A 23871-nucleotide genomic window follows, 5' to 3' on the forward strand; every position below is an offset into this window, starting at 1 on the left:
GACTTGAGGGAATGGTGAATCCGGAAACGTGGATCAAAAGCTCGGTTCGGAACCCCGTTCTCGTCGTTTTGGGTACCTTGCTTTTGCTTGGGCTCGGTGCGTTTGCGATGCTCCGGGTTCCTGTGGACGCGATCCCGGATCTTTCCGATGTTCAGGTCATTATCTATACCGAGTGGCCTGGGCGAAGCCCAGACCTGGTAGAAGACCAAGTTACCTATCCCATTTCCACGCGACTCATTGGTGCACCACGAGTGCGCTGGGTGAGGGGAGAGTCCACCTTTGGAAAATCCTTTGTCTACGTGATTTTTGAGGATGGAACTGATCTCTACTGGGCGCGAAGCCGGGTGCTTGAGTACCTCGCCGGTCTATTAGGAAATTTGCCCCCCGGGGTCCAGCCTCGTCTAGGACCGGATGCAACCAGTGTGGGATGGGTGTTTGAGTACGCTTTGGTCGATGAGACGGGGCGTCATACTCTTGCGGAACTGCGCTCGTTCCAGGACTGGACCTTGCGCTTTGCTCTCAATTCAGTCCCGGGAGTCGCAGAGGTCGCCTCGGTGGGTGGCTACGTGATCGAATACCAGGTTCAGCTGGATCCCAAAAAGCTTTCCGTCTATGGGGTTTCGCTTCTGGAAGTGGTAGAGGCGATTCAAAACGGTAATCGGGATGTGGGGGGAGGGACCTTCGAGGTCAATACCACAGAGCAAATCCTTCGAGGTCGCGGGTACTTTCGGTCCTTGCGGGATATGGGAAAAACGGTAGTCAAAGTGACTCCCAATGGGGTTCCCGTCCGGGTAGAGGATTTAGGGTACCTGACCTTGGGACCCGCTCCCCGGCGCGGCGCGGCAGAGCTCGACGGCAAAGGCGAGTGCGTGGGTGGAATTATCATCATGCGCCAGGGAGAGAATGCGTTACGGGTCATTGATGGGGTGCGAAAAAAAATCCGTGAATTAGAACCGTCTTTTCCGTCCGGGGTCAAACTTGTCCCAGTGTACGATCGCTCTGAGCTCATTCAGCGGGCCATCCACACGCTCAGCCGCAAGCTTGTGGAGGAAAGCGTTATTGTCGTTGGTGTGTGCGCGCTTTTTCTCTGGCACTTTCGCAGCGCTCTGGTAGTCATCCTTTTTCTTCCCGCGGCCATCGTTCTATCCTTTCTCCCTTTTTCTTTCTTCGATCTTAACGCCAACATCATGTCGTTAGGTGGCATTGCCATTGCCATTGGTGCGATGGTGGACGCCGGCATCGTCATGGTCGAGGCAGCTCACAAGGAGATCGAAAGAGAGGCCGAGGGTACCGGGGGCCTTACGGAGGCAAAGCGAAAAGAAGCCATTCTCATAGCGGCCCAACGCGTCGGCCGGCCTCTTTTCTTTTCCCTGTTGGTGCTGACCGTGTCGTTTCTCCCCATTTTAGGTCTAGAGGCTCAAGAGGGTCGTCTCTTCCGGCCGCTCGCTCTTACCAAGACCTTTTCGATGCTCTTTGCCTCTCTTCTCTCGGTAACCTTGGTTCCGGTACTCATGCAGGCGCTCATTCGTGGCAGGATTCGCCCGGAAACGCAAAACCCGATCTCGACGGTGTCGCAACGGCTCTACCTACCAATCGTTCGTTGGGTTCTTGCACATCCATGGGCAACGTTGGGAATGGCTGCCTCCATTTTGGCTTCTGCGTACTTTCCTATTACCCACTTAGGAGCGGAGTTCATGCCTCCGCTAGATGAGGGTACCCTTCTGTACATGCCTACGGGGATTCCGGGGATTGCGTTGCCAGAAGCCACGCGAATTCTCCAGATCCAGGATGAAATCCTCCGAACATTTCCTGAAGTGGATCATGTGTTTGGTAAAGTAGGGGCGGCAGAGACGTCAACCGATCCGGCTCCTCTCTCCATGGTAGAGACCCTTGTTTCGTTGAAGCCCAAAAGCCAGTGGAGACCAGGTATGACATGGAACAAACTCCTAGCGGAAATGGACCAAAGACTTCGCTTTCCGGGCATGGCCAATATTTTTTGGATGCCGATTCAGACCCGCCTTCAAATGCTGACCACGGGCATGCGTTCTGTTCTCGGCATTAAAATCTTTGGCGATGACTGGCGTGTTCTGGACCGGCTTGGCACGGAAATCGAACAAACCCTATCCGCCTTCCCAAAAACCCGAAGCGTTTATTCCGAGCGTTTGTCGGGCGGCAGATTCCTCGATGTAGAGTTGGATCGCGATGCCTTGGCACGGTTCGGCCTCTCCGTGGAAGACGTGCAAAAAACGCTCGAATACGCCTTCGGAGGGAATCCCGTCACGACCATGGTGCTAGGCAGGGAGCGTTACCCTGTGACGGTACGAGTGGTCCGCAGTTTCCGAGATTATCCCGAGCGGATCGGAGAACTTTGGATTCCGACTCGCCAGCCAAAACCCTTGCTCCCCCCGAAAAATGGGATGGAGGGCCAGGAAGAGGGAGCACAGGGAGGAGGCTGGACGAACCGCGTCAACCTCTCTCTCCTTGCACGCCTCAAGTTTCGGTCAGGCCCACCGTCCCTCCGCAGCGAAAATGGAAAGCTTGTAAACTTTGTTTTTGTCGACACGGAGGATCCGGATCTAGTAGGTTATGTCCAAAAGGCATCCCAGAGGATTGCACAAACCGTCTCCTTTCCCCCGGGTTATTACGTCCAGTGGTCGGGAAACTTCGAATATTACCAGCGCGCAAAGGAACGGCTTTCCCTCCTCATTCCTATTGTTATTTTTGTTATTTTTTTCCTTCTGTATACCAATACCGGTTCTCTAGTGGAATCAGGCCTGGTCCTTTTGGCCGTCCCTTTCTCTTTGGTAGGGGCGTTCTGGCTTCTTTTTTTCCTCCACTTCAACTTGAGTGTTGCTGTAGCCGTGGGACTGATTGCGTTGGCTGGACTGGACGCAGAAACGGGAGTGGTCATGCTCTTATATCTTGAGGAAGCCTACCGGATGCGCATCCAAAAAGGGCTGATGCGTTGCAGTGACGATCTTCGAGAGGCGATACTCGAAGGCGCGGCAGGCCGGCTCCGGCCGAAGCTTATGACCGTTTGCACAATCCTTTTTGGTTTACTCCCGATCCTTTGGGAAACACAGACTGGAGGAGATGTGATGAAGCGAGTAGCAGCTCCCATGGTAGGGGGAGTTCTCACCTCTGCGGTGCTTGAGCTTTTGGTTTATCCTGTCCTCTACTGGATATGGCGAAGACCCTCGGTACGTTCCCGTACCCCTTCGGCTTTGGTCGTCGCTCCAGTCAGAGCCTCCCGTCAGGGGGAGACCTAGGCATTCCTTTCCCCTGGAGTACGTTCCCCGTGGCTAGCGTTTTTGCATCCGGTTCGAAGGGACCAAGGCAGCTTTGCCGGCGCTCCCCGGAGATCCCCTAAGAAAAGCTGCCTGGAGAGACCCCGTTAGGGATGCAGGGACTTTGGGGATATTGACGACCCATGGGATCTTGGAAATCGCAAGTGCTCCTTTGGCAAATATTCCAAGGAGTCGTGTGACCGTGGAACGCACTCTTGGGTTGGCACGCGCAAGAAAGGCTATTGGGCTTGGACCCGTGGCACGGAAAACGCAGGAACTTTGGATTAACTCTTTAAAAGCGGGACGGTTTGGGCTGGAGAGCACAGAGAAGCGCTTCGCCCGTTTTTTCCCAGGAAAACTGGAGGGCATGCTTTCGCGCCTGGGCTCCGAGCTTTTGTCGGAGAGACGGGGAGCTAAGCAGTCTTTCCAAGGCGTTGGCGAGCTTTTCCACGTTCCCTTCTGGAACAAGAAGGCCGGTTTGTTCGTGAAGGATCGCGTCTTCTACTCCTCCGGTTCGATATCCGACCGACGGTTTGCCCCAGAGTCCCGCTTCCAGGTAAACGAGCCCCAATCCCTCGACGCTCATGCCAAGTTGTCGACTCGCCATCGCAAAAACCTGACACCGCCGGTAAATTGTGGCGAGGTCCTCCGGGGAAACTTTCCCAAGGTAGTGAAAGTTGACACAGGTTTTCTGACACAACGCTTGGAGGGAGCGCAAGGAATCTTGTTGAGCAGGGCCAGCTACAAGGTAGGTCGTTTTTTCTTTGAGAACTGGCGGAAGGCGACCCAGGGCTTGGGCGACTTCCAGGTGGCCCTTACGGGGATGAAGCCGACCTACGGTTAAGACAACGTAGGGGTTCTCGTCTGGTATCTCGAACAGGGCTGACGACTCCGCTAGCTTGCGCATCTCATGCCTGGGGGCTCCGGGGACCCAGAGAACTTGGTTGGGAGTCGATAGCTTCGGGAACGTCGCCTCAAAAAGATTCTTCACGAAGCGAGAAACGACGCCTACAGAAACGGGGCGAGGGATCTGTTGCCAGAGCGCATGCCATCGAGGCTTTCGGCGGTAGCGCAAAAGCTCAGACCCGTGAAAAATCGGAATCCAAAGGGAGTTTCGTGGAACCCAACCCAGCCGGAGCGACCAAAGCCAAACGAGCTGAGCACCGTAGCTTGCGAGGATCCAAAGAGTTTCCGCGGGCTTCCGGGGAGCTTCCGTCTTCACACCCCAAAGCAAGCGGGCAAGATCTTGGATCCTTAAACTGGGACGTCCACCGAAACGGCGAATCTGGACTGGCAGAGCCCCAGGTCCTTCTTGAGGCTGTCCTAGCGTCCAAACTTCAATGGGCTGCCCCATCCGGGCAAACGCCCGGGCAAGCTCCTCACAATAGGTCGCTACTCCACCGCAGAAGGGGTGGAACTCATGAGTTACGAGAACAATTTTATGCAACGGCCCCCTTTCTTTTTCCTTTACCCAAGGTGTAACCCGTGGCTACAAAAAACGACACAACTCCTTTCTTTGGGAAAGATGGGTGATAGAGTGATTTTCCGATCATGGCCGATCCATTGAGCGAACAGGAACTAGAACAGATTCGCACATCCCTCAAGCGGTGCAGCCCCGAAACAGTGGAAGCGGTGCTGCGATTCCGTCAAATGGGTGACCTTAGCGGCGTTCCGATTGCGATCCGGGGAATCTTGCAGCGTTACCTGCCCCCGGAAAACAAGGTGGATTTAAGTCGTGCGGACCGGAATTTGCGACTGGTGGAAGACTTAGGGATCGATTCTCTCACGATGCTGGAAGTTGTGCTCACGATAGAAGAATCGCTAGGCATTCGTGTGGAGGATGCCGAGCTAAGAAACTTGCGGACGCTCGGTGATGTGGACCGGTTTTTGGAACAAAAACTTTCTGGGGCCGGTGCGGAGGGCAAGGGGCAGAGGCTTTCCCGAGAGGAAATCGCTCTGGTTTTACCCCAGCAACCTCCTTTCCTTTTTCTGGACGAAGCCCTTGTGGAGGGGGAGCGGGTGGAGGCTCGGTACTTGCTCAAAGGGGATGAGTTTTTCTTTGAGGGGCATTTTAAGAATCGACCGTTAACCCCGGCTTCGATCGTCTTTGAAGCAGCCGGGCAGGCCGCTTGCCTGTGGCTCCTCCAGTGCGGGCCTGGGCGTGTAGGCCGGGCCATCGGAGGTCATGAACTTTTGTTTCTTTCGGTGGAGGAGGCCCATTTCTATCGCCAAACAGCACCCAAGGCGCTACTGGAAATCCAAGCTACGCTTGTGCGACTCCGCCCTCCCGTGGCGGTTTTTTCAGCTGTCGTCTCGGCAGGTGGAGAACGGGTGGCGCGTATGGAAAGACTGACCCTAGCTTTTGGGGAATCTCCGGGTCTAGGGAAGGACGAGGGTAATGAGGCCCTCGGTCCCCAAGCTACTGACCCGTCAGCTAGCTAAGCAGGGTTCAGTAGTGGGCGGAGGGGAAGCTTTTCTGCGAAAGCCTATGCGAACCCCCACCATGCGAAGAGTGGTAGTAACGGGGCTCGGGTTTATTACCAGTATCGGGAACGACCGGTCCACGGTGGAGCGAAGCCTTCGGGAAGGGATTCACGGGATCGAACGCTGGCCAGAGTTTGAGAACCCGCAAATCCCGGTGAAATTGTTAGGATCGATCAAGGGGTTTGAGTTTCCCTCTCTAGACTGTGACGACTGGGTTTATCCTAAGCGCTATCGGATTTCAAGAGCGCTTCTTCGTTCCATGCCTCCCCACGGCGTTTTTGCCTATTGTGCTTTTGTCCAGGCGGTAGAGGATGCCCAGCTTCCGAAAGAATTGATTTCCCATCCGCGCACAGGTGCTGTGTGTGCCTCGGGTGGGTCCATGTGGATCAGCTATCACAATCTCCATACCATGGTAACGCGTGGCGTGCAGCACTGTTACCCCTTGGCAATGGTGGCTAGCATTGCGGGGACACTGAACATCAATATCGCGGCTGCCTTCGGGATCAAAGGAGCCCTGCAAGGTTTTTGCACCGCGTGTGCATCGAGCGCTCACGCGACGGGCGCGGCGTTTGAACTCATTCGCTCAGGCAAGCAAGACATCGCCTTTGTCGTTGGGGGTGAAGACTGTAATCTCTTTTCCAGCCTTCCTTTTGCCGGGATTCGTGCTCTGAGTACCCAGTCGGATCCGGAGAAAAGCCCAGCTCCCTTCGATCGCTCTCGGGATGGGTTTGTGGCAAGCGGTGGGAGCACGGTTGTTGTTCTGGAAGAACTGGAGCATGCTCTCCAGCGGGGAGCACCGATCTATGCGGAAGTTCTCGGATGGGGAGAAGCAAGCGATGGGTACAATGTCATGGCTCCCGAACCCAATGGGGAAGGGTTAGCCCGGGCGATGCTTTTGGCTCTTGCCGATGCGGGAATCACAGATCCTTCTCAAGTGGACTATATTAACGCGCATGCTACCGGGACCTATCCGGGAGATCTCGCAGAAGCGCGTGCCATTCGAAAGGTTTTTGGTTCTTCTCGTCTCCCTATGGTTAGCAGTACCAAGGGATTAACTGGGCATGCGCTCTCCCTTTCCGGGGTGATGGAAGTTGCCTTTTGTTGCCTCTGTCTAGCCAAAAAATTTGTTCCGGCATCGGCAAAACTCGAGCAACCGGACGACGAGTGTGCTCTTCTCCCCCTGGTTCGAAAGACCACTCCGATTGAGCCTCGGATCGTTATGAGTAACTCTTCCGGTTTTGGGGGCTCTAACGTGAGTATTGTCCTTGGGGCGTGGCCCCGGTAGGAGAGTGGTTTGTCCCCAACCCGTGCGCGATGACCAAGACAGTGTTTCTAACAGGAGCTAGTCGAGGAATCGGATATGAAATTGCGCAGGCACTCCTTGCCAACGGCTATGAAGTATGGGGGACATCGCGTCATCCGGAATACCTCTTTCAAAAGGAACACTTTCATCCCGTCCGGCTTGACCTCGAGGATCCGGAGCAGTTACGGGAGGCATTCCAGCAAGCAGAGGCCGAGTCAGGCGGATTTGAGGTTCTTATCAATAATGCAGGCTTGGGACTGGCCGGGCCAATCGAGTGTTTTAGCCCGGAGCTTTTGGATCGGCAATACCGGGTTCTTTTGCGGGGTCCATGGGAGCTAGTTCGCATGGCCCTGCCTGGGATGCGCAAGCGTGGTAGGGGGACGATTATCAATGTAAGCTCGCTGGCAGCACGCTTCCCCGTGCCCTTTATGGGCCCATATAGTGTGTTTAAAGCAGGTCTTTCTAACCTTTCGCTTTCTTTGCGGCTGGAGCTAGCCGGCACCAATATCCGGGTGATCGATTTTCAGCCAGGAGATCTTCGGACCAGTATGCGAAGCGCTACACGGCGGTTGGAAGGATCGGAGCTTGATCCCTACCAGCCCTGGTTTGATCGGGTATGGGACATTACGGGCAAAAGGTTTGAGGAGTCTCCGGGACCTCGACTCGCCGCGGAATGCTTAATGGCGGTCCTGGAATCTCCTAACCCGCCTCCCGTAGTTACTGTCGGCACCTTCTTTCAAGCCCGGTTAGGTCCCCTTTTGGCACGGCTGGCTCCCCCAGGATGGGTTGAGTGGTTTTTGCGGCGTTACTACGGGCTACCTTAGCTTGCCCCCGGGGAGGAGAGAAAAGCGTCTCTGGGAAGAGACGCGTGAAGGGCAAGGGCGGGAAAGTTGGCCCTGGTTAGTTCGAATGGGCCGTTGTTTCTGTCGCCAGTGGCCTCTTTGACCTGCAGAACGATACTGCTTGGATCCAGAGGCCGAAGAACCGGGCAGGTTCTGGATCGGGGACGAAAGCGGATCTGGCCCATCCAAAGAGAGAATCATTGCGTTTGAGTCGACCCAGCCGGTCTAAGGTAGGCAAGATCACACCAGTAGCACACGTTGACTCTTGGATGCTCATACCGACGCTCGATCGTAGAGGCGAGCAGTGGTGGAGTGCGAGGGAACAGAGCCAGAGCTCAAAGCGCTCCCTTCGGGATGTTACTGCTCGGGGTTCTCTTCGTTTCCTCCCTTACCTCCTTCCGGAGGCGCCAAGCGCATCCGGGAGCTTCTAACCTCTTTCTTCACTCGCCCATGTCTTTCGCTTCTTCCGAGGTTTCCCTGGGGTACATTCTGGGCCCTCCCTTCCCAAGGCCTTTTCTCGGAGCTTTTTAGCTCCTATGGACCCATCTCCGACTCGTACCTGGCCCGGTCTTCGGCTTCTCACCGGGCAGCGGTTGGTCCGTTTGGGGCTCACGTAACTTCCCCAGGTTTTGAACCTTTGGAGTTGCAAGTCCAGGACTTATAAACACGTGCGTAGGGTCGATAAATGAAGGAGCTACAGGCAAACGATTTTTATAATCGGATCACATATCTTGTAAGTTGCAGGCATGTATGTCCAGGAGGTTTGTACCGATCCCAACGGGAAGGTGTGCCGGCAGGTGGGGGGGTCGCCAGTCCTACCGCGTGGCGAAAGAGGGAAAAAGAAGGAATTGGGCCAATCGGAGCCGGCTTCCGGTTGAAACGCAAAAGCTTTGTCGCACAAGCGTGAAAGGGCAGAAGCTTGTCCCCCTGGAGGCCTTACAGGTGGAGGAGCCGTTAGATAATTGGGGGGTTAGGGGACGGGAAAAGGTGTCCCGAAGGTGGGGTCTAGCGGAAACCCTTGGGGGGGAGCCGGCTCGGACGAGAAGCGGCGGTTCAATAAAGCGATCGCTTTTGGGGCGGATTTTTTCCTCTTCCAGGTGTGCGTTGCAGGAGAAACCAGGCGGGAGGGTTTTAGGGGAACTGTGCGGGGTGCGGGCAAAAAACTTGGGGGAAGAGGGGCTCTGCCGGGCGAGGGATGGGTGACACGGGCTTTGGAGCTCGGTGGAGAAGAAAGTCTATCGGGAGGATTCCCTGCGGGGAACGAGTCTTGTGCTTTCTGATTGATCCCGTGTGTCCTTTGAGGGGGTAGGGCCGGAGGGACTCGCCCGTTAGGGAGAGAGCCGGAATCACCGAGGGGATCGACGGCACCTTTTTCTTCTCGATTGCGACCCATGCTCAAGGGGTTTCCATCCATGGGGAGGTTTTGCGGACAAACCGGGCGGATTCGAAGACGCTTCTGCCGTTGCTCGTGACACTCCCACGACGGTTAGCGATTCAAGAAAGAACGTTTCTTTTTGATGGAGGAAGGAAAAAGGCCGTGGAACTTGGAAGCACTCGAAGAAGAGGGGGGCTTGCGTATCCTTGCTTGAGTCAAGCAAGGCCAGGCTCCAAGAGGTATTCTCGGGATCTTCCCAAAAGATCGCTAGCCTTGGCTTATCGAGCGGAGTCAAGTGATCGAGGTGGACGGCAATGGCACTAGATACGTCATTGCCGGAGAAAAATGGCCTAGGCCTCGAGCGATCGGGCCCGACGGGAAAGCGGGGTGGCTTCTCCCAAGGAGGGATTGGCCGAGATTCCGAAAACGATCGTGAAAAAAGCCGATCCGCTCAAACTGGGGAGCCCGGTCGGTTGGGGGCATTCTCTTGCCTCCAAGCCTATAAAAAAATAGTCTGCAGTACGGGTGCCGACCCTCGCGGCCGATTCTCGTGGAAACGGAAAGAGACGGGCGGATCCCCGAAGAGGAAGCGATCGATGGATGGTATCTGGCTGGAGATCCGTCTCTGCCGGCCGGAAACTTTGCCCGGAGGGGCCCTCACTCATTATGAGCGACTCGCCGTGGTTGAAATGGGGCTTTCCCCAGCCCAAAAGCTCCCTGGAAGTCTCTACCGTGTAACCTTGGGGGCCGGCGACCCGAGTCCGCAATCCCATCCGGATCTTTTTCCTGGCCTAGAGGCTCACACCGCCGGCCTGTGAGCCCAACGGGTCTCGAAAGGCTTCCACGAACGGATCCCCCAAACCCTTCGCCGGCTTCAAGCCATCCGCGAAGCGCGGCTTCTGCCCGAAGGCAAATCTTAGAGCGCCGAATGCTTTGTGAAATACCCAGAGAAGGAAACCGAGCTACTCCAGAAAAGGTGGGCCTTCTTGCTCTTTTTTCTCAGAGGCCCAAGTGGATCAGCTAGGCAGGACGAAACCATTCAGTTGCTCGGCTAGAGCCATGTACGTTCAAACAGGGTCGAAGTTAAGCTAGCTCCAACGCCTGCGGGATCCCCCTTTCATGCTTGTCCATTGTCCTTCGGGTACATGCCTTCGGCCAGGAACCCGGCGGCTCTCCCCAGCCCACCTTTGGTTCTTCTTTCCAGGAACACGCTGGGTGTTATCGGCCGAGACGGGAAGCGTCTGCATCGCCCGTTTTCCGGGGTTTATTGGGACCCTCCATTTCGTCAGGGGGCTCTTTATCGATTCTTTCGATTTCCGGGCCTTTGAATGATGAGCTTTGACCATCGGCGTTAGCTCTTGTAGGCGGTCTCTGAGTGCTTCCGGCGCGAGTCGTCGCTGCAGGATGGTGATGGCTTCCTTCCTGGGTGAACCCCCCTTTGCACGGCGTCCGCCAAAGGCGGCGTATGGCCGGCCATGGTTGCCAAGCCATCCACTCTCAAGGAAAAGAGCCTAGAAAAAACCCGGCTTTCGAAAGATCGTATCTTTGGAGTTCTGCAGGGATCGCCCGAAAAGGTCGAGGTTCTTTCTTGGTTAGATAGATCCTTCGTAAAAGATGATAAGAAGGGTTACCATCTAAGACCCGGCTCGACGTTTCGCCGTTTTTCTTTCCCGAAGTTCGAAAGCAAGACGGGCTATGGCAGCCTGAACCGCTGTTATTTCTTGGTTGTCGGCATCCAGCTGGGTTAACCTGTCAATGGCCCCTTGCTCAACGAGGGCAAGGCCTTCTTTTAAAAGGCTTTCGTCTGCAACGGCAACGTCGACTAAAAGTGAAACCTCTTGCGCTGTGATCTGAGCGAATCCCTCTCCGGTAACAAGAAAGTGGAAATCTCCCTTTGGCCTTTGGAGCCGAACTTCACCTGGACCCAACTTTACAAATAGGGCTGTATGCCCGGGAAGGATCTCCATCTGACCTTCCGCACCCGGCAAGGAAACTCGACTCACCTGCCCAGAAAAGATCTCTCCTTCTGGGGTGATGACCCTAAGAATAATCACGTCCACAGAAACTCTCTGGTTAAAACATTTTAATAAAGGCTTTTGCTCGTAACTTATTTAACCATTTTTCTTGGAGTTTTTGCCTTTCTTCCTGTACCAGCGTTTTTTCGATATCTTTTCGTACTTCGGAAAGTGGTTGTACTTTAGCCGGCTTCACGTCCTCTACCATGGCGATATAGTATCCATCGTCGGTCGGGATGACTTCGCTTAGCTGGCCTGGATGCAGCGAGAACACGACATCAGCGACTTCCTTGCGGAGAGTGTCCCGTGTAACCCATCCCATGTCACCGCCGGCGTCCTGTTTAGGACCCTCCGAATATTGGCGAGCCAGCTCTGCGAAGTCTTCCCCGGTTTTCAGCCGGAAAAGAATTTCTTGAGCTCTTTGTAAGGCAGGATCAGGGGGAGCCGGACCGCTCGGGGAATCCAAGGGATCTTCCGGGGGCACCGATTTTTTGATAAAGATAAGCCATAGTTTGACCTGGGGATCTTCGGTAAACTGTTGGATATGCTCTTGGTAGTATCTCTCCACCTGATAGGGTGAAATCACCACTTGGGAAGGGACATTTTTAGCCCGCATCGCCTGAATGATAATCTGGTTTTTTAAGTCCTCTTTGTACTGGTCTATGGTCATCCCATTGGCCTGCAGAGTTCGGATCATTGTAAGCCGATCCCCTTCGAACTGAGTGCGTATGATCTCACGAAGACGCTCTTCAATAACGTGATCGGGAATGATGTACCCCTCCTTTTTAAAATTTTGAATGATCAATTCGCGTTCGATGAGCGCTCGGAGCGCGCTGAGCCGGGCTTCCTTGATTCGTTCAACCAGCTGGGGTCCAGAGTAGCTTTCTTTGAGGATCCGTTCCGTGGGCTCCACCTGACGGCGAACCTCAGAAAAAGTGATCACTTTATCGTTCACAATGGCCGCAATTCCGTCGACGGACTGGGCCGCCAGGCGAAAACCGGAAAGGATGAGGAGGAAAGAGAAGGAAAGGGAGATTAGCTGAGGGTTTCCACCCATTTTTCAATTTCTTTGATTCGTTCCATGGGGTTGTGCGAACAAATCCTGGGAAGTCTATGGCCCAGAAGAATCGGCTCTCCGTGGCGACGCAAGAGAAGCTTATCCCCCACCGTTTCGATCGATTCGAGACCCTTTTGGGCACCTTGCAGGCGAAGTCGTGCCAAGCCAGCTAAAAGCTCTACTTCTTGGGGAAGGGGGCCGTAGCGGTCCCTCCAGGAAGAGAGAAGCTCGTCCAGTTCTGCCAAGCTCTCCGCTTGAGCCAGGGCCCGGTAGGCGGCTACCCTGACCCGGGGATCCGGAAGGTAGGAGGGAGGAATGGTAGCCGAAACGCTAGCAAAAGAGCCGTTTCCAAGAAAATCCAGATGGATTTTGCATTCCGCTAGCACCGGTTGCTTCTTTCCCTTCAATTGTTGGATGGCTTGCTGGAGGAGTCGGCAGTACAGGTCGAAACCAACCGCGGACAAGTGACCACTTTGATCGGTTCCCAAAAGACTTCCCGCTCCCCGAATCTCTAGGTCACGAAGCGCAATCTGAAAGCCGGAGCCCAGTTCCTTGTATTGTTCCATAGCCGAGACTCGTTTGCGGGCATCCTGGGAGATGAAAAACCCCTTGGGCAAAAGCAGGTAAGCGTACGCTTTTTCTCCGGCACGTCCTACGCGCCCCCGGATCTGATACAGGTCGGCCAAGCCAAAGCGATCGGCACGGTCAATCAAGACCGTGTTCGCATTGGGAATATCCAAGCCATTTTCGATAATCGAGGTGGTCAAAAGGATGTCAATCTTTCCATCCACAAACCGCTGCATGACGTCTTCGATCGTCCGTTTGGGCATTCTTCCGTGGATGATTTCTACGGACGCTTTAGGAACCAAAAGGGCAAGTCGTTCACGAAGTTGTGGGAGTGTCCCGATTCGGTTGTGGAGGAAGTACACTTGCCCCCCGCGGGCAAGCTCGCGTTCGATAGCCGTTCGGATGAGTCGTTCGTCGTAAGGGGCAATAATGGTCTCTACCGGCTTGCGGTTAGGGGGCGGGGTCTCTAGCAAGCTCATGTCCCGGACGCCTGCCAGGGCAAGGTAGAGCGTGCGCGGAATGGGCGTGGCGGAGAGGGAAAGAACGTCAACCCGTCGAAAGATTTCCTTAAAGCTTTCCTTCTGACGTACCCCGAAGCGTTGCTCTTCATCAATTACGACAAGCCCAAGGTCACGAAACCGCACATCAGGGGAAAGAAGCCTATGGGTTCCGACGACGACGTCGAGATTTCCGCAGGCCAAGCCTTGGAGGATCTTTTTTTCTTCAGATGGGGATTGGAAACGGCTCAAAAGCGCAACCGAAATCGGGTAGTCGGCAAAGCGTTCTTGCAGAGTCCGGTAATGTTGGCGGGCCAGGACCGTGGTGGGGCAGAGAAAAGCGGCCTGTTTTCCTGCAAGGACCGCCTTAAAAATCGCGCGAATGGCGACCTCTGTCTTCCCGAATCCTACGTCTCCGCAGATGAGCCGATCCATGCATTTGGGCGATTCCATGTCCCGTTTCGTTTCCTCAATGGCCCGCAATTGATCCGGGGTTTCTTCGTACAAAAAAGCGTCCTCAAACGTTTTTTGCCAGGCGTCGTCCGGAGGGAACGCATATCCCGGCAAGGTTTGCCGCTCCGCTTGGATGCGGAGAAGTTTCGCCGCATATTCCATGGCGGCTTTGCTTGCGGCGGCCAGTGCCCGGCCCCAACGCGGCCCTCCCAAGACATCGAGAGGAGGCTTTCTTTTGCCCGGGCCCACGTAGCGGGTTACCAGGTGGCAGTGAGATAAAGGAACATAGAGCCGGGCTCCCTGGGCAAACTCCAAAAGTAAGGCTTCACCCCTTCCGTCCGGCATGGGGTGGAGACCCCGAAAGCGCGCGATTCCATGATGGGCATGTACCACAAGTGTCCCTTCCTCCCAGTCCATCCAGTCCGCGGTCTGGACACGCCCACGCAAAAGATCCCAGCTTTTCCGGGCGCGGATCGCCCGGGTGATCGCCCGCTCGTAGCGCCCAAAAATCTCGTTATCCGTGAGGACCGCAAGTTTACCCTCCCTCCAGGCAAATCCTCGCGTCATCGGGCGACAGAAAAACTGGATCGCCTTGGACCCCTGGATGTTCTCTTCCGCAAGGATCTGGCTTAGTCGTTGCTTCTCTCCCTCGCTATTGCAGAAAATAAGAATTTCCCATTGGTCCCGAACCCATTGCCGGAGATGGAAAAAGAGGAGCTCGCGGCGTTTTTCCTCAAGGATCCAGTCCCCTCGCGGCCCGTGAAGAAAATCATGTGTGTAAAAGGATCCGTGAAGAACGGGCCCCTCAATCCGCAAGTCCCCATAAAGAAAGAGGGTCGTTTTGGGGAGATACTCAAAAAGCGTCGCTTCCCCAAGCGCCGAGGGGTCGCTCGGATTCCAAAGACAGACACTGGCCCGCTCCAGTTGCCGGATCGAAGACTGTGTGACTGGATCAAATTCTCGAAGGGAGAGGAGAGTTTCTCCATCCCATTCGCAGCGAACCGGAAGGGATTGAGTCCAGGAGAAAACGTCCGTGATACAGCCCCGCACGGCGTATTGCCCTCGCCCTTCAACTTCGATCTCTCGGTGGTACCCGCTGGCTTCAAGTTTTCCTAAAAGAAGATCCCTTCCCGTAGTTTTACCTGGTTCTAGCACAAGGGATGCATCCTGAAGCTCTTTGGGTGCCGGAAGCCGGGCTTGCAGGGCCTGAGAACTCACCAAAAGGATCGTCCGGGGGTTTTCCAAGGTCAGCCATGCCGTGTACAAGGCCTGGGCGAGAAGATCTGGGTCGGGAAGCGCATCATTTGTCCCTGCTTTTTCCCATTCGGGAAACCTCCTTGGGGGCACTCCCCAGGCTTCCAGATCGATCGCCAGGGTTTCCTGCGTTTGGTTATCCGGGACGACGACCACCACAGTCGTTGGGATTTTCTGATACCATGCGGCTATAAGAACTGCCCAGGCTGGCTGGGGCAATCCGGCAAGGGAGTAAGACCCACCCGGGGCCAGGGGGCCCATTTCTTTTTCGATCGCCTGGGCGGCCCGCGAAAGATATCGGGTAATGGGATCCCTCATCGCTTACAGCTCCCCGTAAAACCTATACTAAGAGCTCCAAAAGGAATTGGGGTTTAGCTCCGGGAAACGCAAGGCCCCCTTTCGGGCCCCCGTTGCTCAGCTAGGCGCGCAAGCTTGCCACCTTGGCAAAAAGTCCCTCAATTTCCTTCGCCGTGCGCTGGAGGCATAAAAGTTCTTCTTGGGAAAGAGATAGCTCCTGGATTGCTTCGATTCCCTCTCTCCCCAAAAGCACCGGGAGTCCTAAGTAAGCCCCTCGGATCCCGTAGGGCCCGTCGCACCACACACTGGCAACCAGGATCCGCTTCTGGTCTAAGAGGATGGCTTCGACCATTTCAACGACCGACACCGCGGGTGCGTAAGAGGCACTTCCTTTCTGGAGAAGTCGCACAATGTCGGCGCCTGCCTCGCGCGTTTTCCTCACCAGCTCGTCCCATTGGGCCTGGGAAATTTTTTCTTTGACGGGAACTCCCCCGACAAAGGTATAGCCTAAAAGCGGGAGCATCTGTTCCCCATGACTTCCCAGGACAAGGGTTGACACATCCTTGGGGGCGACTCCTAACTCTTGCCCAAGCAAGTAGCGAAGCCGGGCTGCGTCCAGTACTCCGGCCATTCCCAACACACGCTTTCGTGGGAATCCGGTCACTTCGGCTACCAGCCACGTCATGACGTCTAACGGGTTGGTGACCACAAGGACCGTTGCGCCTGGCGCATAAGCTCGCAAGGTTGCCGCAACTTCTCGTATGGTGGCTGCATTTTGTTCCAATAGCTCTTCCCGAGTCATTCCCGGCTGTCGGGTTCGGCCGCAAGCGACCACCACAAGCTCGCTCCACAGACAAGCTTCCAGCTCGGTGGTTCCGCGGATCGTGCGGGTAAATCCCAGTATTGGGGAGGCATGCAGGATGTCTAATGCCTTACCTTCCGCAAGCCCGGGGACGACATCCACGAGAACAACGTCGGCAAGATTTCGCTCGACGATTTTTGCGGCGATGGCAGTTCCGACTGCCCCGGCGCCGATTACAGCGACTTTCATCGGCCTTTTTTGCTACTGGGGACTGGCACGTGGGGAAAGAAAAAAAGTTGTTTCGGAAGTCTGCCTTCCGGTAGGACCCATCGGCGCCTTCCATTTCTTATTGAGGAATCCTGTGGGCAAAAGAGGCATCTCCCAGACAAAAAGGAGGCTGGGGAACGGAAACAAACGCAGGTCGGGAAAAGACGTGCAACGCTAGGGAAAAAATAAGCTTTGGTGGGCAAAAGAATTGACAGGAACTTTTCGAGGATGAAAATTGGGGCATGTCCTCCACCCTTAAGCCTGGTTTGGTGCGCCTGTCGGTTGTAGCGAGCCTTTTTCTAGGCACCCTTCTCTGGACTTCGCCCGCAGCTTGGGCTCATGGGGGAGGAGGGAGCGGTCCATCCTGCGCCATCTTAGAAAAAAGCGGCTACGCGGTTCACCTGGATATCTACGTTCAGGCTTCTCCGGGTTCTGCGGCCCTCTCGTACTGCCAGGATGTACCGGCAACAGGCCAACTAGTTCTGGCCTTTGACTTGATCACGGATGACCTCAAAAAAGTTCCCATTGCGATTGAGGTCAAGGACTCCTCCGGCAACGTTGTTTTGCGTGAGCCTGCCCGGAAGTACCCTGCGGGTGTGATCGCCTTACCGGGCCAGTTTTCCAAGGGGCGTTACGTTGCAACCTTGACGGTCATCGGTGCGAAGGATCCCAAGACGGGTGGTCCCCTACGCTTTGATTTTGTCGTCAACGCCGGTTCAACGGGCCTGCTCGTAGCTGTGGTCCCGTGGATTGGTCTGGGAGTTGCGGCCCTTGGAGCCCTGTGGGTCGGCTGGAGGGTTGCCAGGCGTCGCTCGGAACCGGAGCTTGAACAAAGCCCCGAAAAGCCCTAGGGTTGCCGCGGCTTTGCTCCTTTTGGTTACGTTTGCCCGCCTTTTTCGTCCTGTCCCTCTTCTTTGAAAGAGATTGTTTTGGCCGGATGGTTTGCTCCTAATCGGTGGAGATGATCCTTTTTGGGTCAGACTCTCGCCGCCCCCCATCTGATTGGGGTCCAACTGCGTCTTGGCTCTTTCCCGGCGCCTCGGTAGGGGTTTTAGCCGTTCTTTGCATGGCCATCTCTTTGGAGACACAGGAAAAGGTGACAGCGACGCCCTTCTTTGCGGCTGCGTTTCCTCTCTCCTACGATCCCAAACCTGGCGCTTCTCTTTCCGAGCCCCATACGGTTACTATCCGGTTCACTGAGCCGATTGCGCGAAGCTTCACCAGCCTTTTTTGGGAACGGGGGACCCTCCGCGGTTCGCTTGACCGGCTCCATCTTCTTTCGGACGGGCAGGGGCTTCAGGGCGTATTGGGTGCAAACCGGCCACTCTCTCCGGGTCTTTATTGGGTCCGGTGGCAGGCTCTTTCGCTGCGGGATGGAACCTTTAGCCAGGGAGGCTTTCCGGTATACTGGAAAGCGGAATCGCCGTATCCTGCCTCTCGTTTACGTCCTTGGGTTGAGGTACACCGGGTGAGTTTTTGGCCCACGGTTTGGGTCAGTTATGCGGCCCATCTGGGCTACGCGTTTGTTTTGGGGTCTGCCCTCGCGAGCGTACTATTTACCCGGTTACGAACCGGAGTTCCCCCGCTCGGTCTAGGGTGGAGCCTATTGCAGAAATGGAAAAAAAAGGGTGGGGTTTTCGCTTGGTTCGGTTTTCTTGTGGCGTTGGCGGGAGCAGCCGGGGAGGCTCTTTTGCCCGTGTGGGACGGCAAGGAATTTCTGGGGATTTCCCCAGGGGCTGCCTTACGTCTTTATCTTGGCACATCACCGTTTTGGGGAGGTACCGCTCGGCTTTTCGGCGCCTTAGTTGCATTTCCTTCGCTCTGGATTGCCTACAGGCACTTTGCCACTCCACGGAAAACGTTTTCTTTGGAACTTGTCGCGGTCCTTTCTCTGGTCGCGGCGGAAGTTGTCCCAGAAGGGTGGGCTTACCTAGCTCCATGGTGGGAAATCGGTAGAGGTTTTCTCTTTGCTTCGACGGAAGCGTGGCTAGGGCTTCTCCTTGTTTCAGCTTGGGTCCTGGCTCCTGTCATCCGCAAAGCGGAGAATCGCTCCGTTGCATCCTGGCTACTGGGCAAACTTGGGGTTTTTTTGGTACTCCTCTTGGGAGGAGGAGTGGCGGTTGGAACGTGGTTTTGGATAGAACTCTTTGGGAAGACTGTGGATCTTTGGCGCTCGGAATGGGGACAAGATCTTGCTCGAGCGGTGATGCTTTTTGGATGCCTCGTTCTGGTCCGTTCCTACCATGTGTTCCGCGTTGGGCCCTGCTTAATGGGAGAGGAAAGCGTCTTTGCTCCGATCGGAAAAAGACTGGGACTATCGTTTGGGAAACGCCAGGCCCCTCGAAGGTTACCCCTCCCGATCGCGCTGGAGGCATAAAAGTTCTTCTTGGGAAAGAGATAGCTCCTGGATTGCTTCGATTCCCTCTCTCCCCAAAAGCACCGGGAGTCCTAAGTAAGCCCCTCGGATCCCGTAGGGCCCGTCGCACCACACACTGGCAACCAGGATCCGCTTCTGGTCTAAGAGGATGGCTTCGACCATTTCAACGACCGACACCGCGGGTGCGTAAGAGGCACTTCCTTTCTGGAGAAGTCGCACAATGTCGGCGCCTGCCTCGCGCGTTTTCCTCACCAGCTCGTCCCATTGGGCCTGGGAAATTTTTTCTTTGACGGGAACTCCCCCGACAAAGGTATAGCCTAAAAGCGGGAGCATCTGTTCCCCATGACTTCCCAGGACAAGGGTTGACACATCCTTGGGGGCGACTCCTAACTCTTGCCCAAGCAAGTAGCGAAGCCGGGCTGCGTCCAGTACTCCGGCCATTCCCAACACACGCTTTCGTGGGAATCCGGTCACTTCGGCTACCAGCCACGTCATGACGTCTAACGGGTTGGTGACCACAAGGACCGTTGCGCCTGGCGCATAAGCTCGCAAGGTTGCCGCAACTTCTCGTATGGTGGCTGCATTTTGTTCCAATAGCTCTTCCCGAGTCATTCCCGGCTGTCGGGTTCGGCCGCAAGCGACCACCACAAGCTCGCTCCACAGACAAGCTTCCAGCTCGGTGGTTCCGCGGATCGTGCGGGTAAATCCCAGTATTGGGGAGGCATGCAGGATGTCTAATGCCTTACCTTCCGCAAGCCCGGGGACGACATCCACGAGAACAACGTCGGCAAGATTTCGCTCGACGATTTTTGCGGCGATGGCAGTTCCGACTGCCCCGGCGCCGATTACAGCGACTTTCATCGGCCTTTTTTGCTACTGGGGACTGGCACGTGGGGAAAGAAAAAAAGTTGTTTCGGAAGTCTGCCTTCCGGTAGGACCCATCGGCGCCTTCCATTTCTTATTGAGGAATCCTGTGGGCAAAAGAGGCATCTCCCAGACAAAAAGGAGGCTGGGGAACGGAAACAAACGCAGGTCGGGAAAAGACGTGCAACGCTAGGGAAAAAATAAGCTTTGGTGGGCAAAAGAATTGACAGGAACTTTTCGAGGATGAAAATTGGGGCATGTCCTCCACCCTTAAGCCTGGTTTGGTGCGCCTGTCGGTTGTAGCGAGCCTTTTTCTAGGCACCCTTCTCTGGACTTCGCCCGCAGCTTGGGCTCATGGGGGAGGAGGGAGCGGTCCATCCTGCGCCATCTTAGAAAAAAGCGGCTACGCGGTTCACCTGGATATCTACGTTCAGGCTTCTCCGGGTTCTGCGGCCCTCTCGTACTGCCAGGATGTACCGGCAACAGGCCAACTAGTTCTGGCCTTTGACTTGATCACGGATGACCTCAAAAAAGTTCCCATTGCGATTGAGGTCAAGGACTCCTCCGGCAACGTTGTTTTGCGTGAGCCTGCCCGGAAGTACCCTGCGGGTGTGATCGCCTTACCGGGCCAGTTTTCCAAGGGGCGTTACGTTGCAACCTTGACGGTCATCGGTGCGAAGGATCCCAAGACGGGTGGTCCCCTACGCTTTGATTTTGTCGTCAACGCCGGTTCAACGGGCCTGCTCGTAGCTGTGGTCCCGTGGATTGGTCTGGGAGTTGCGGCCCTTGGAGCCCTGTGGGTCGGCTGGAGGGTTGCCAGGCGTCGCTCGGAACCGGAGCTTGAACAAAGCCCCGAAAAGCCCTAGGGTTGCCGCGGCTTTGCTCCTTTTGGTTACGTTTGCCCGCCTTTTTCGTCCTGTCCCTCTTCTTTGAAAGAGATTGTTTTGGCCGGATGGTTTGCTCCTAATCGGTGGAGATGATCCTTTTTGGGTCAGACTCTCGCCGCCCCCCATCTGATTGGGGTCCAACTGCGTCTTGGCTCTTTCCCGGCGCCTCGGTAGGGGTTTTAGCCGTTCTTTGCATGGCCATCTCTTTGGAGACACAGGAAAAGGTGACAGCGACGCCCTTCTTTGCGGCTGCGTTTCCTCTCTCCTACGATCCCAAACCTGGCGCTTCTCTTTCCGAGCCCCATACGGTTACTATCCGGTTCACTGAGCCGATTGCGCGAAGCTTCACCAGCCTTTTTTGGGAACGGGGGACCCTCCGCGGTTCGCTTGACCGGCTCCATCTTCTTTCGGACGGGCAGGGGCTTCAGGGCGTATTGGGTGCAAACCGGCCACTCTCTCCGGGTCTTTATTGGGTCCGGTGGCAGGCTCTTTCGCTGCGGGATGGAACCTTTAGCCAGGGAGGCTTTCCGGTATACTGGAAAGCGGAATCGCCGTATCCTGCCTCTCGTTTACGTCCTTGGGTTGAGGTACACCGGGTGAGTTTTTGGCCCACGGTTTGGGTCAGTTATGCGGCCCATCTGGGCTACGCGTTTGTTTTGGGGTCTGCCCTCGCGAGCGTACTATTTACCCGGTTACGAACCGGAGTTCCCCCGCTCGGTCTAGGGTGGAGCCTATTGCAGAAATGGAAAAAAAAGGGTGGGGTTTTCGCTTGGTTCGGTTTTCTTGTGGCGTTGGCGGGAGCAGCCGGGGAGGCTCTTTTGCCCGTGTGGGACGGCAAGGAATTTCTGGGGATTTCCCCAGGGGCTGCCTTACGTCTTTATCTTGGCACATCACCGTTTTGGGGAGGTACCGCTCGGCTTTTCGGCGCCTTAGTTGCATTTCCTTCGCTCTGGATTGCCTACAGGCACTTTGCCACTCCACGGAAAACGTTTTCTTTGGAACTTGTCGCGGTCCTTTCTCTGGTCGCGGCGGAAGTTGTCCCAGAAGGGTGGGCTTACCTAGCTCCATGGTGGGAAATCGGTAGAGGTTTTCTCTTTGCTTCGACGGAAGCGTGGCTAGGGCTTCTCCTTGTTTCAGCTTGGGTCCTGGCTCCTGTCATCCGCAAAGCGGAGAATCGCTCCGTTGCATCCTGGCTACTGGGCAAACTTGGGGTTTTTTTGGTACTCCTCTTGGGAGGAGGAGTGGCGGTTGGAACGTGGTTTTGGATAGAACTCTTTGGGAAGACTGTGGATCTTTGGCGCTCGGAATGGGGACAAGATCTTGCTCGAGCGGTGATGCTTTTTGGATGCCTCGTTCTTGTCCGTTCCTACCATGTGTTCCGCGTTGAGCCCTGCTTAATGGGAGAGGAAAGTGTCTTTGCTCCAATCGGGAAAAGACTGGGACGATGGTTTAGGAAACGCCAGGTTCCTCGAAGGTTACTCCTCCCGATCGGTTGGCTTCTAGGGTCGTTTCCCCTAGAATGTGTTCTCTGCGCGGTTTTCCTCTTTTTTGGAGCCCGCCTAGAGGTGGATCCTGCGGCCTCCTTTGTTGTGAGCAGCCCATCCAAAAGATGGAGCCAAACGGCAACAGATGGGAAGCTACGGCTCCTCTGGGAGGAGTGCCGAGCGGATCGGATGGACGTAGAGTTCCTCCCAGACTCCCCTGGAGAGATCGAGCTTTTTTCGGTGCCTCTCCTTTCCCTTTCAAACGCGTCTAACCCTTTGGCAAAAAAAACCTTTGTTGGCCATCAGGATGGGTACCGGCTGTGGTCGTTTCCCGTCAAGCTTCTCGAGCGCCCCGGAAAATGGACTCTTGAAATTCAATGGATAGATGCTAGCCAGTCGGCGCGACAAAGTGTTGTGTGCTTTTCATGGCCACCGTGGGATTCGCCGGCCAGTGGCCGGTTTGAGGCTCAGGACAGGTGGGGGAAGTCGCTAATGGGCCTCGGAGCAGTAGCCGTTGCAGGTGTGCTGGTTTCCCAATGGGTCATATTGCGACGGATACGGGCAAGCGTTTGGAGGGAGCTTGCGGAAGGAAAATCTCCTGGGGTCGATCCTCATTTTTCCTTTCCCATTCGTTCTTGGCTGTGGGGTTTGGGCGTAACGGCTATTGTCCTTTTTGTCGCGAGCTTTGTTGTGAACAAGCGCTTGAAAACGGATTTTCAGCGGGACTGCCGGAGGCAAGGGGGGCTCTGGGCGTTTTCCTATCCTGTGAACGAGGGCAGAGCCCTTTCAGACAAAGCTTGTCTTGGGTGTACCTTGGAAGCTTCCTTGGAGCATTTTTCCCTTTTTGAGGCCTACCGGTTTTTTTTGCGGCCCACCGAGCTCGACACCGTGTTTTCCTGGGAACCCCGCGAGCCCATTGCAGGTCGGCCCCTCAAAGTGGAGGTGACACTTAAGGAGCAAGAGATCTTTCCCTTTCCGTATCCCTCTTTTGAGCACCGAACGCAAATGGACGAGGTCGGCCGAGAACCCTGGCAAGTATTTATCGTGGACAAAACCTTCTCTTACTTCTGCCGGATGAGTCTTTCCGACGCGAATTTTAGGCTCGATGCCCAAGGTCTCCCAGCCATTGCTTTCCAATGGATTCCTCCCAGACCTGGCACCTATGGAATTTGTGTCGCTTATCGAAGTCATGGCCATGAACGAGAGCCCTACTTCCTTTTGGAAGTAAAAAAAACCAAACGACCGGACGGCCAGGAGGCGGTCCGAAAGGATGACTCTACCCTGTTGGTTTCGGGGGCTCCTCGGGTTCGATGTGGCAAATATTGGGTAAGCTTGCAGGCACCCCGCACGATCCGTGCCGGTCATACTTGCCGGCTTTCGTTGAGCGTGCGGGATGGTCACGGCAGGAGCGTTCTTTTAGAGCCATGTGGCGGGGCTGCGGTTTGCGGGGTGGCCATTCGTTCCGATCTCCAACAATGGGTTCCTTTTCAAGGCCGGCCAAAGCTAAAGGGAAGCGTTTTTTTCCAGCGCAGTTTTCCGCGCTGGATGGGAATGCCCTATCATGCAACGCCCGAGCGTTTTGTGGGTCTTGTTGAGTTACCGCTCAATTTTGTCCTCGGGGGAGCCTACCGGCTTTGCCTGCAATTTTTTGAGGGAACGCAAACCTATACAGCCGTTTTCCCTTTGGAAGTGGAAGGCGCTATGCGCCCGTGGTGGTTACCCCCTAACCGGGCCAGGCCTCGATTCTAACAAACGCCCT

16 protein-coding genes are annotated in these 23871 nt (G+C 55.5%); 10 read left to right on the top strand and 6 right to left on the bottom strand.

Features of this window, described 5'->3' with window-relative positions; translation table 11 throughout:
• Positions 1 to 11 precede the first annotated feature (11 nt).
• Complete coding sequence (locus KK925_RS01355) at positions 12 to 3269, top strand: efflux RND transporter permease subunit (protein ID WP_174581790.1); 3258 nt, start codon at positions 12 to 14, stop codon at positions 3267 to 3269.
• Positions 3270 to 3579: 310 nt separating this feature from the next.
• Here the strand turns inward: KK925_RS01355 and KK925_RS01360 are convergent, their stop codons facing one another.
• Positions 3580 to 4734 (bottom strand): glycosyltransferase family 4 protein, encoded by a 1155-nt coding sequence (locus KK925_RS01360; protein ID WP_174581791.1) that lies wholly within the window; start codon positions 4732 to 4734, stop codon positions 3580 to 3582.
• A gap of 104 nt (positions 4735 to 4838) precedes the next feature.
• Between KK925_RS01360 and KK925_RS01365 the strand changes: the two genes are divergently transcribed.
• From KK925_RS01365 to KK925_RS01385, 5 genes are all read left to right on the top strand, one after another.
• Positions 4839 to 5729 (top strand): phosphopantetheine-binding protein, encoded by an 891-nt coding sequence (locus KK925_RS01365; RefSeq protein WP_174581792.1) that lies wholly within the window; start codon positions 4839 to 4841, stop codon positions 5727 to 5729.
• Positions 5686 to 7056, top strand: coding sequence for a beta-ketoacyl-[acyl-carrier-protein] synthase family protein (locus KK925_RS01370; RefSeq protein WP_214096185.1), 1371 nt, complete (start codon positions 5686 to 5688; stop codon positions 7054 to 7056). Before KK925_RS01365 ends, KK925_RS01370 begins: the two co-directional genes overlap by 44 nt.
• A complete protein-coding gene (locus KK925_RS01375) occupies positions 7044 to 7898 on the top strand; it encodes an SDR family NAD(P)-dependent oxidoreductase (RefSeq protein WP_174581793.1) in 855 nt (284 codons plus the stop codon). Before KK925_RS01370 ends, KK925_RS01375 begins: the two co-directional genes overlap by 13 nt.
• Before the next feature lie 768 nt (positions 7899 to 8666).
• On the top strand, positions 8667 to 9119 hold the full coding sequence (locus tag KK925_RS01380) for a hypothetical protein (protein WP_214096186.1): 453 nt from the start codon (positions 8667 to 8669) through the stop codon (positions 9117 to 9119).
• 768 nt (positions 9120 to 9887) lie between these two features.
• Complete coding sequence (locus KK925_RS01385; RefSeq protein ID WP_174581794.1) at positions 9888 to 10109, top strand: hypothetical protein; 222 nt, start codon at positions 9888 to 9890, stop codon at positions 10107 to 10109.
• 816 nt (positions 10110 to 10925) lie between these two features.
• Here KK925_RS01385 and atpC read toward each other — a convergent pair.
• From atpC to KK925_RS01405, 4 genes are all read right to left on the bottom strand, one after another.
• Entirely contained in the window at positions 10926 to 11351 is a 426-nt protein-coding gene (gene atpC, locus KK925_RS01390; protein ID WP_174581795.1) for an ATP synthase F1 subunit epsilon, read from the bottom strand.
• Positions 11352 to 11364: 13 nt separating this feature from the next.
• The gene (locus KK925_RS01395; protein ID WP_174581796.1) at positions 11365 to 12363 is read right to left on the bottom strand and encodes a peptidylprolyl isomerase; all 999 of its coding nucleotides are present in this window, start codon (positions 12361 to 12363) and stop codon (positions 11365 to 11367) included.
• The gene (gene mfd, locus KK925_RS01400) at positions 12342 to 15452 is read right to left on the bottom strand and encodes a transcription-repair coupling factor (RefSeq protein WP_174581797.1); all 3111 of its coding nucleotides are present in this window, start codon (positions 15450 to 15452) and stop codon (positions 12342 to 12344) included. The genes KK925_RS01395 and mfd overlap by 22 nt, the downstream gene beginning before the upstream one ends.
• 100 nt (positions 15453 to 15552) lie before the next feature.
• On the bottom strand, positions 15553 to 16482 hold the full coding sequence (locus KK925_RS01405) for a malate dehydrogenase (RefSeq protein ID WP_174581798.1): 930 nt from the start codon (positions 16480 to 16482) through the stop codon (positions 15553 to 15555).
• Positions 16483 to 16742: 260 nt separating this feature from the next.
• Between KK925_RS01405 and KK925_RS01410 the strand changes: the two genes are divergently transcribed.
• Positions 16743 to 17351, top strand: a complete 609-nt coding sequence (locus KK925_RS01410; protein WP_174581799.1) for a hypothetical protein — start codon at positions 16743 to 16745, stop codon at positions 17349 to 17351.
• Between the two features lie 215 nt (positions 17352 to 17566).
• The gene (locus tag KK925_RS01415) at positions 17567 to 18877 is read left to right on the top strand and encodes a copper resistance CopC family protein (RefSeq protein WP_174581800.1); all 1311 of its coding nucleotides are present in this window, start codon (positions 17567 to 17569) and stop codon (positions 18875 to 18877) included.
• Here the strand turns inward: KK925_RS01415 and KK925_RS01420 are convergent.
• Positions 18848 to 19738, bottom strand: a complete 891-nt coding sequence (locus KK925_RS01420; protein ID WP_174581801.1) for a malate dehydrogenase — start codon at positions 19736 to 19738, stop codon at positions 18848 to 18850. The two genes, KK925_RS01415 and KK925_RS01420, sit on opposite strands and share 30 nt — an antisense overlap.
• A 260-nt stretch (positions 19739 to 19998) precedes the next feature.
• Here KK925_RS01420 and KK925_RS01425 point away from each other — a divergent pair, with 260 nt between their 5' ends.
• Both KK925_RS01425 and KK925_RS01430 read left to right on the top strand, forming a co-directional pair.
• Positions 19999 to 20607 (top strand): hypothetical protein, encoded by a 609-nt coding sequence (locus KK925_RS01425; protein WP_174581799.1) that lies wholly within the window; start codon positions 19999 to 20001, stop codon positions 20605 to 20607.
• Between the two features lie 215 nt (positions 20608 to 20822).
• The gene (locus tag KK925_RS01430; RefSeq protein ID WP_174581802.1) at positions 20823 to 23861 is read left to right on the top strand and encodes a copper resistance CopC family protein; all 3039 of its coding nucleotides are present in this window, start codon (positions 20823 to 20825) and stop codon (positions 23859 to 23861) included.
• Positions 23862 to 23871 lie beyond the last annotated feature (10 nt).

This window comes from Candidatus Methylacidithermus pantelleriae (genome assembly GCF_905250085.1).
GTDB lineage: Bacteria > Verrucomicrobiota > Verrucomicrobiia > Methylacidiphilales > Methylacidiphilaceae > Methylacidithermus > Methylacidithermus pantelleriae.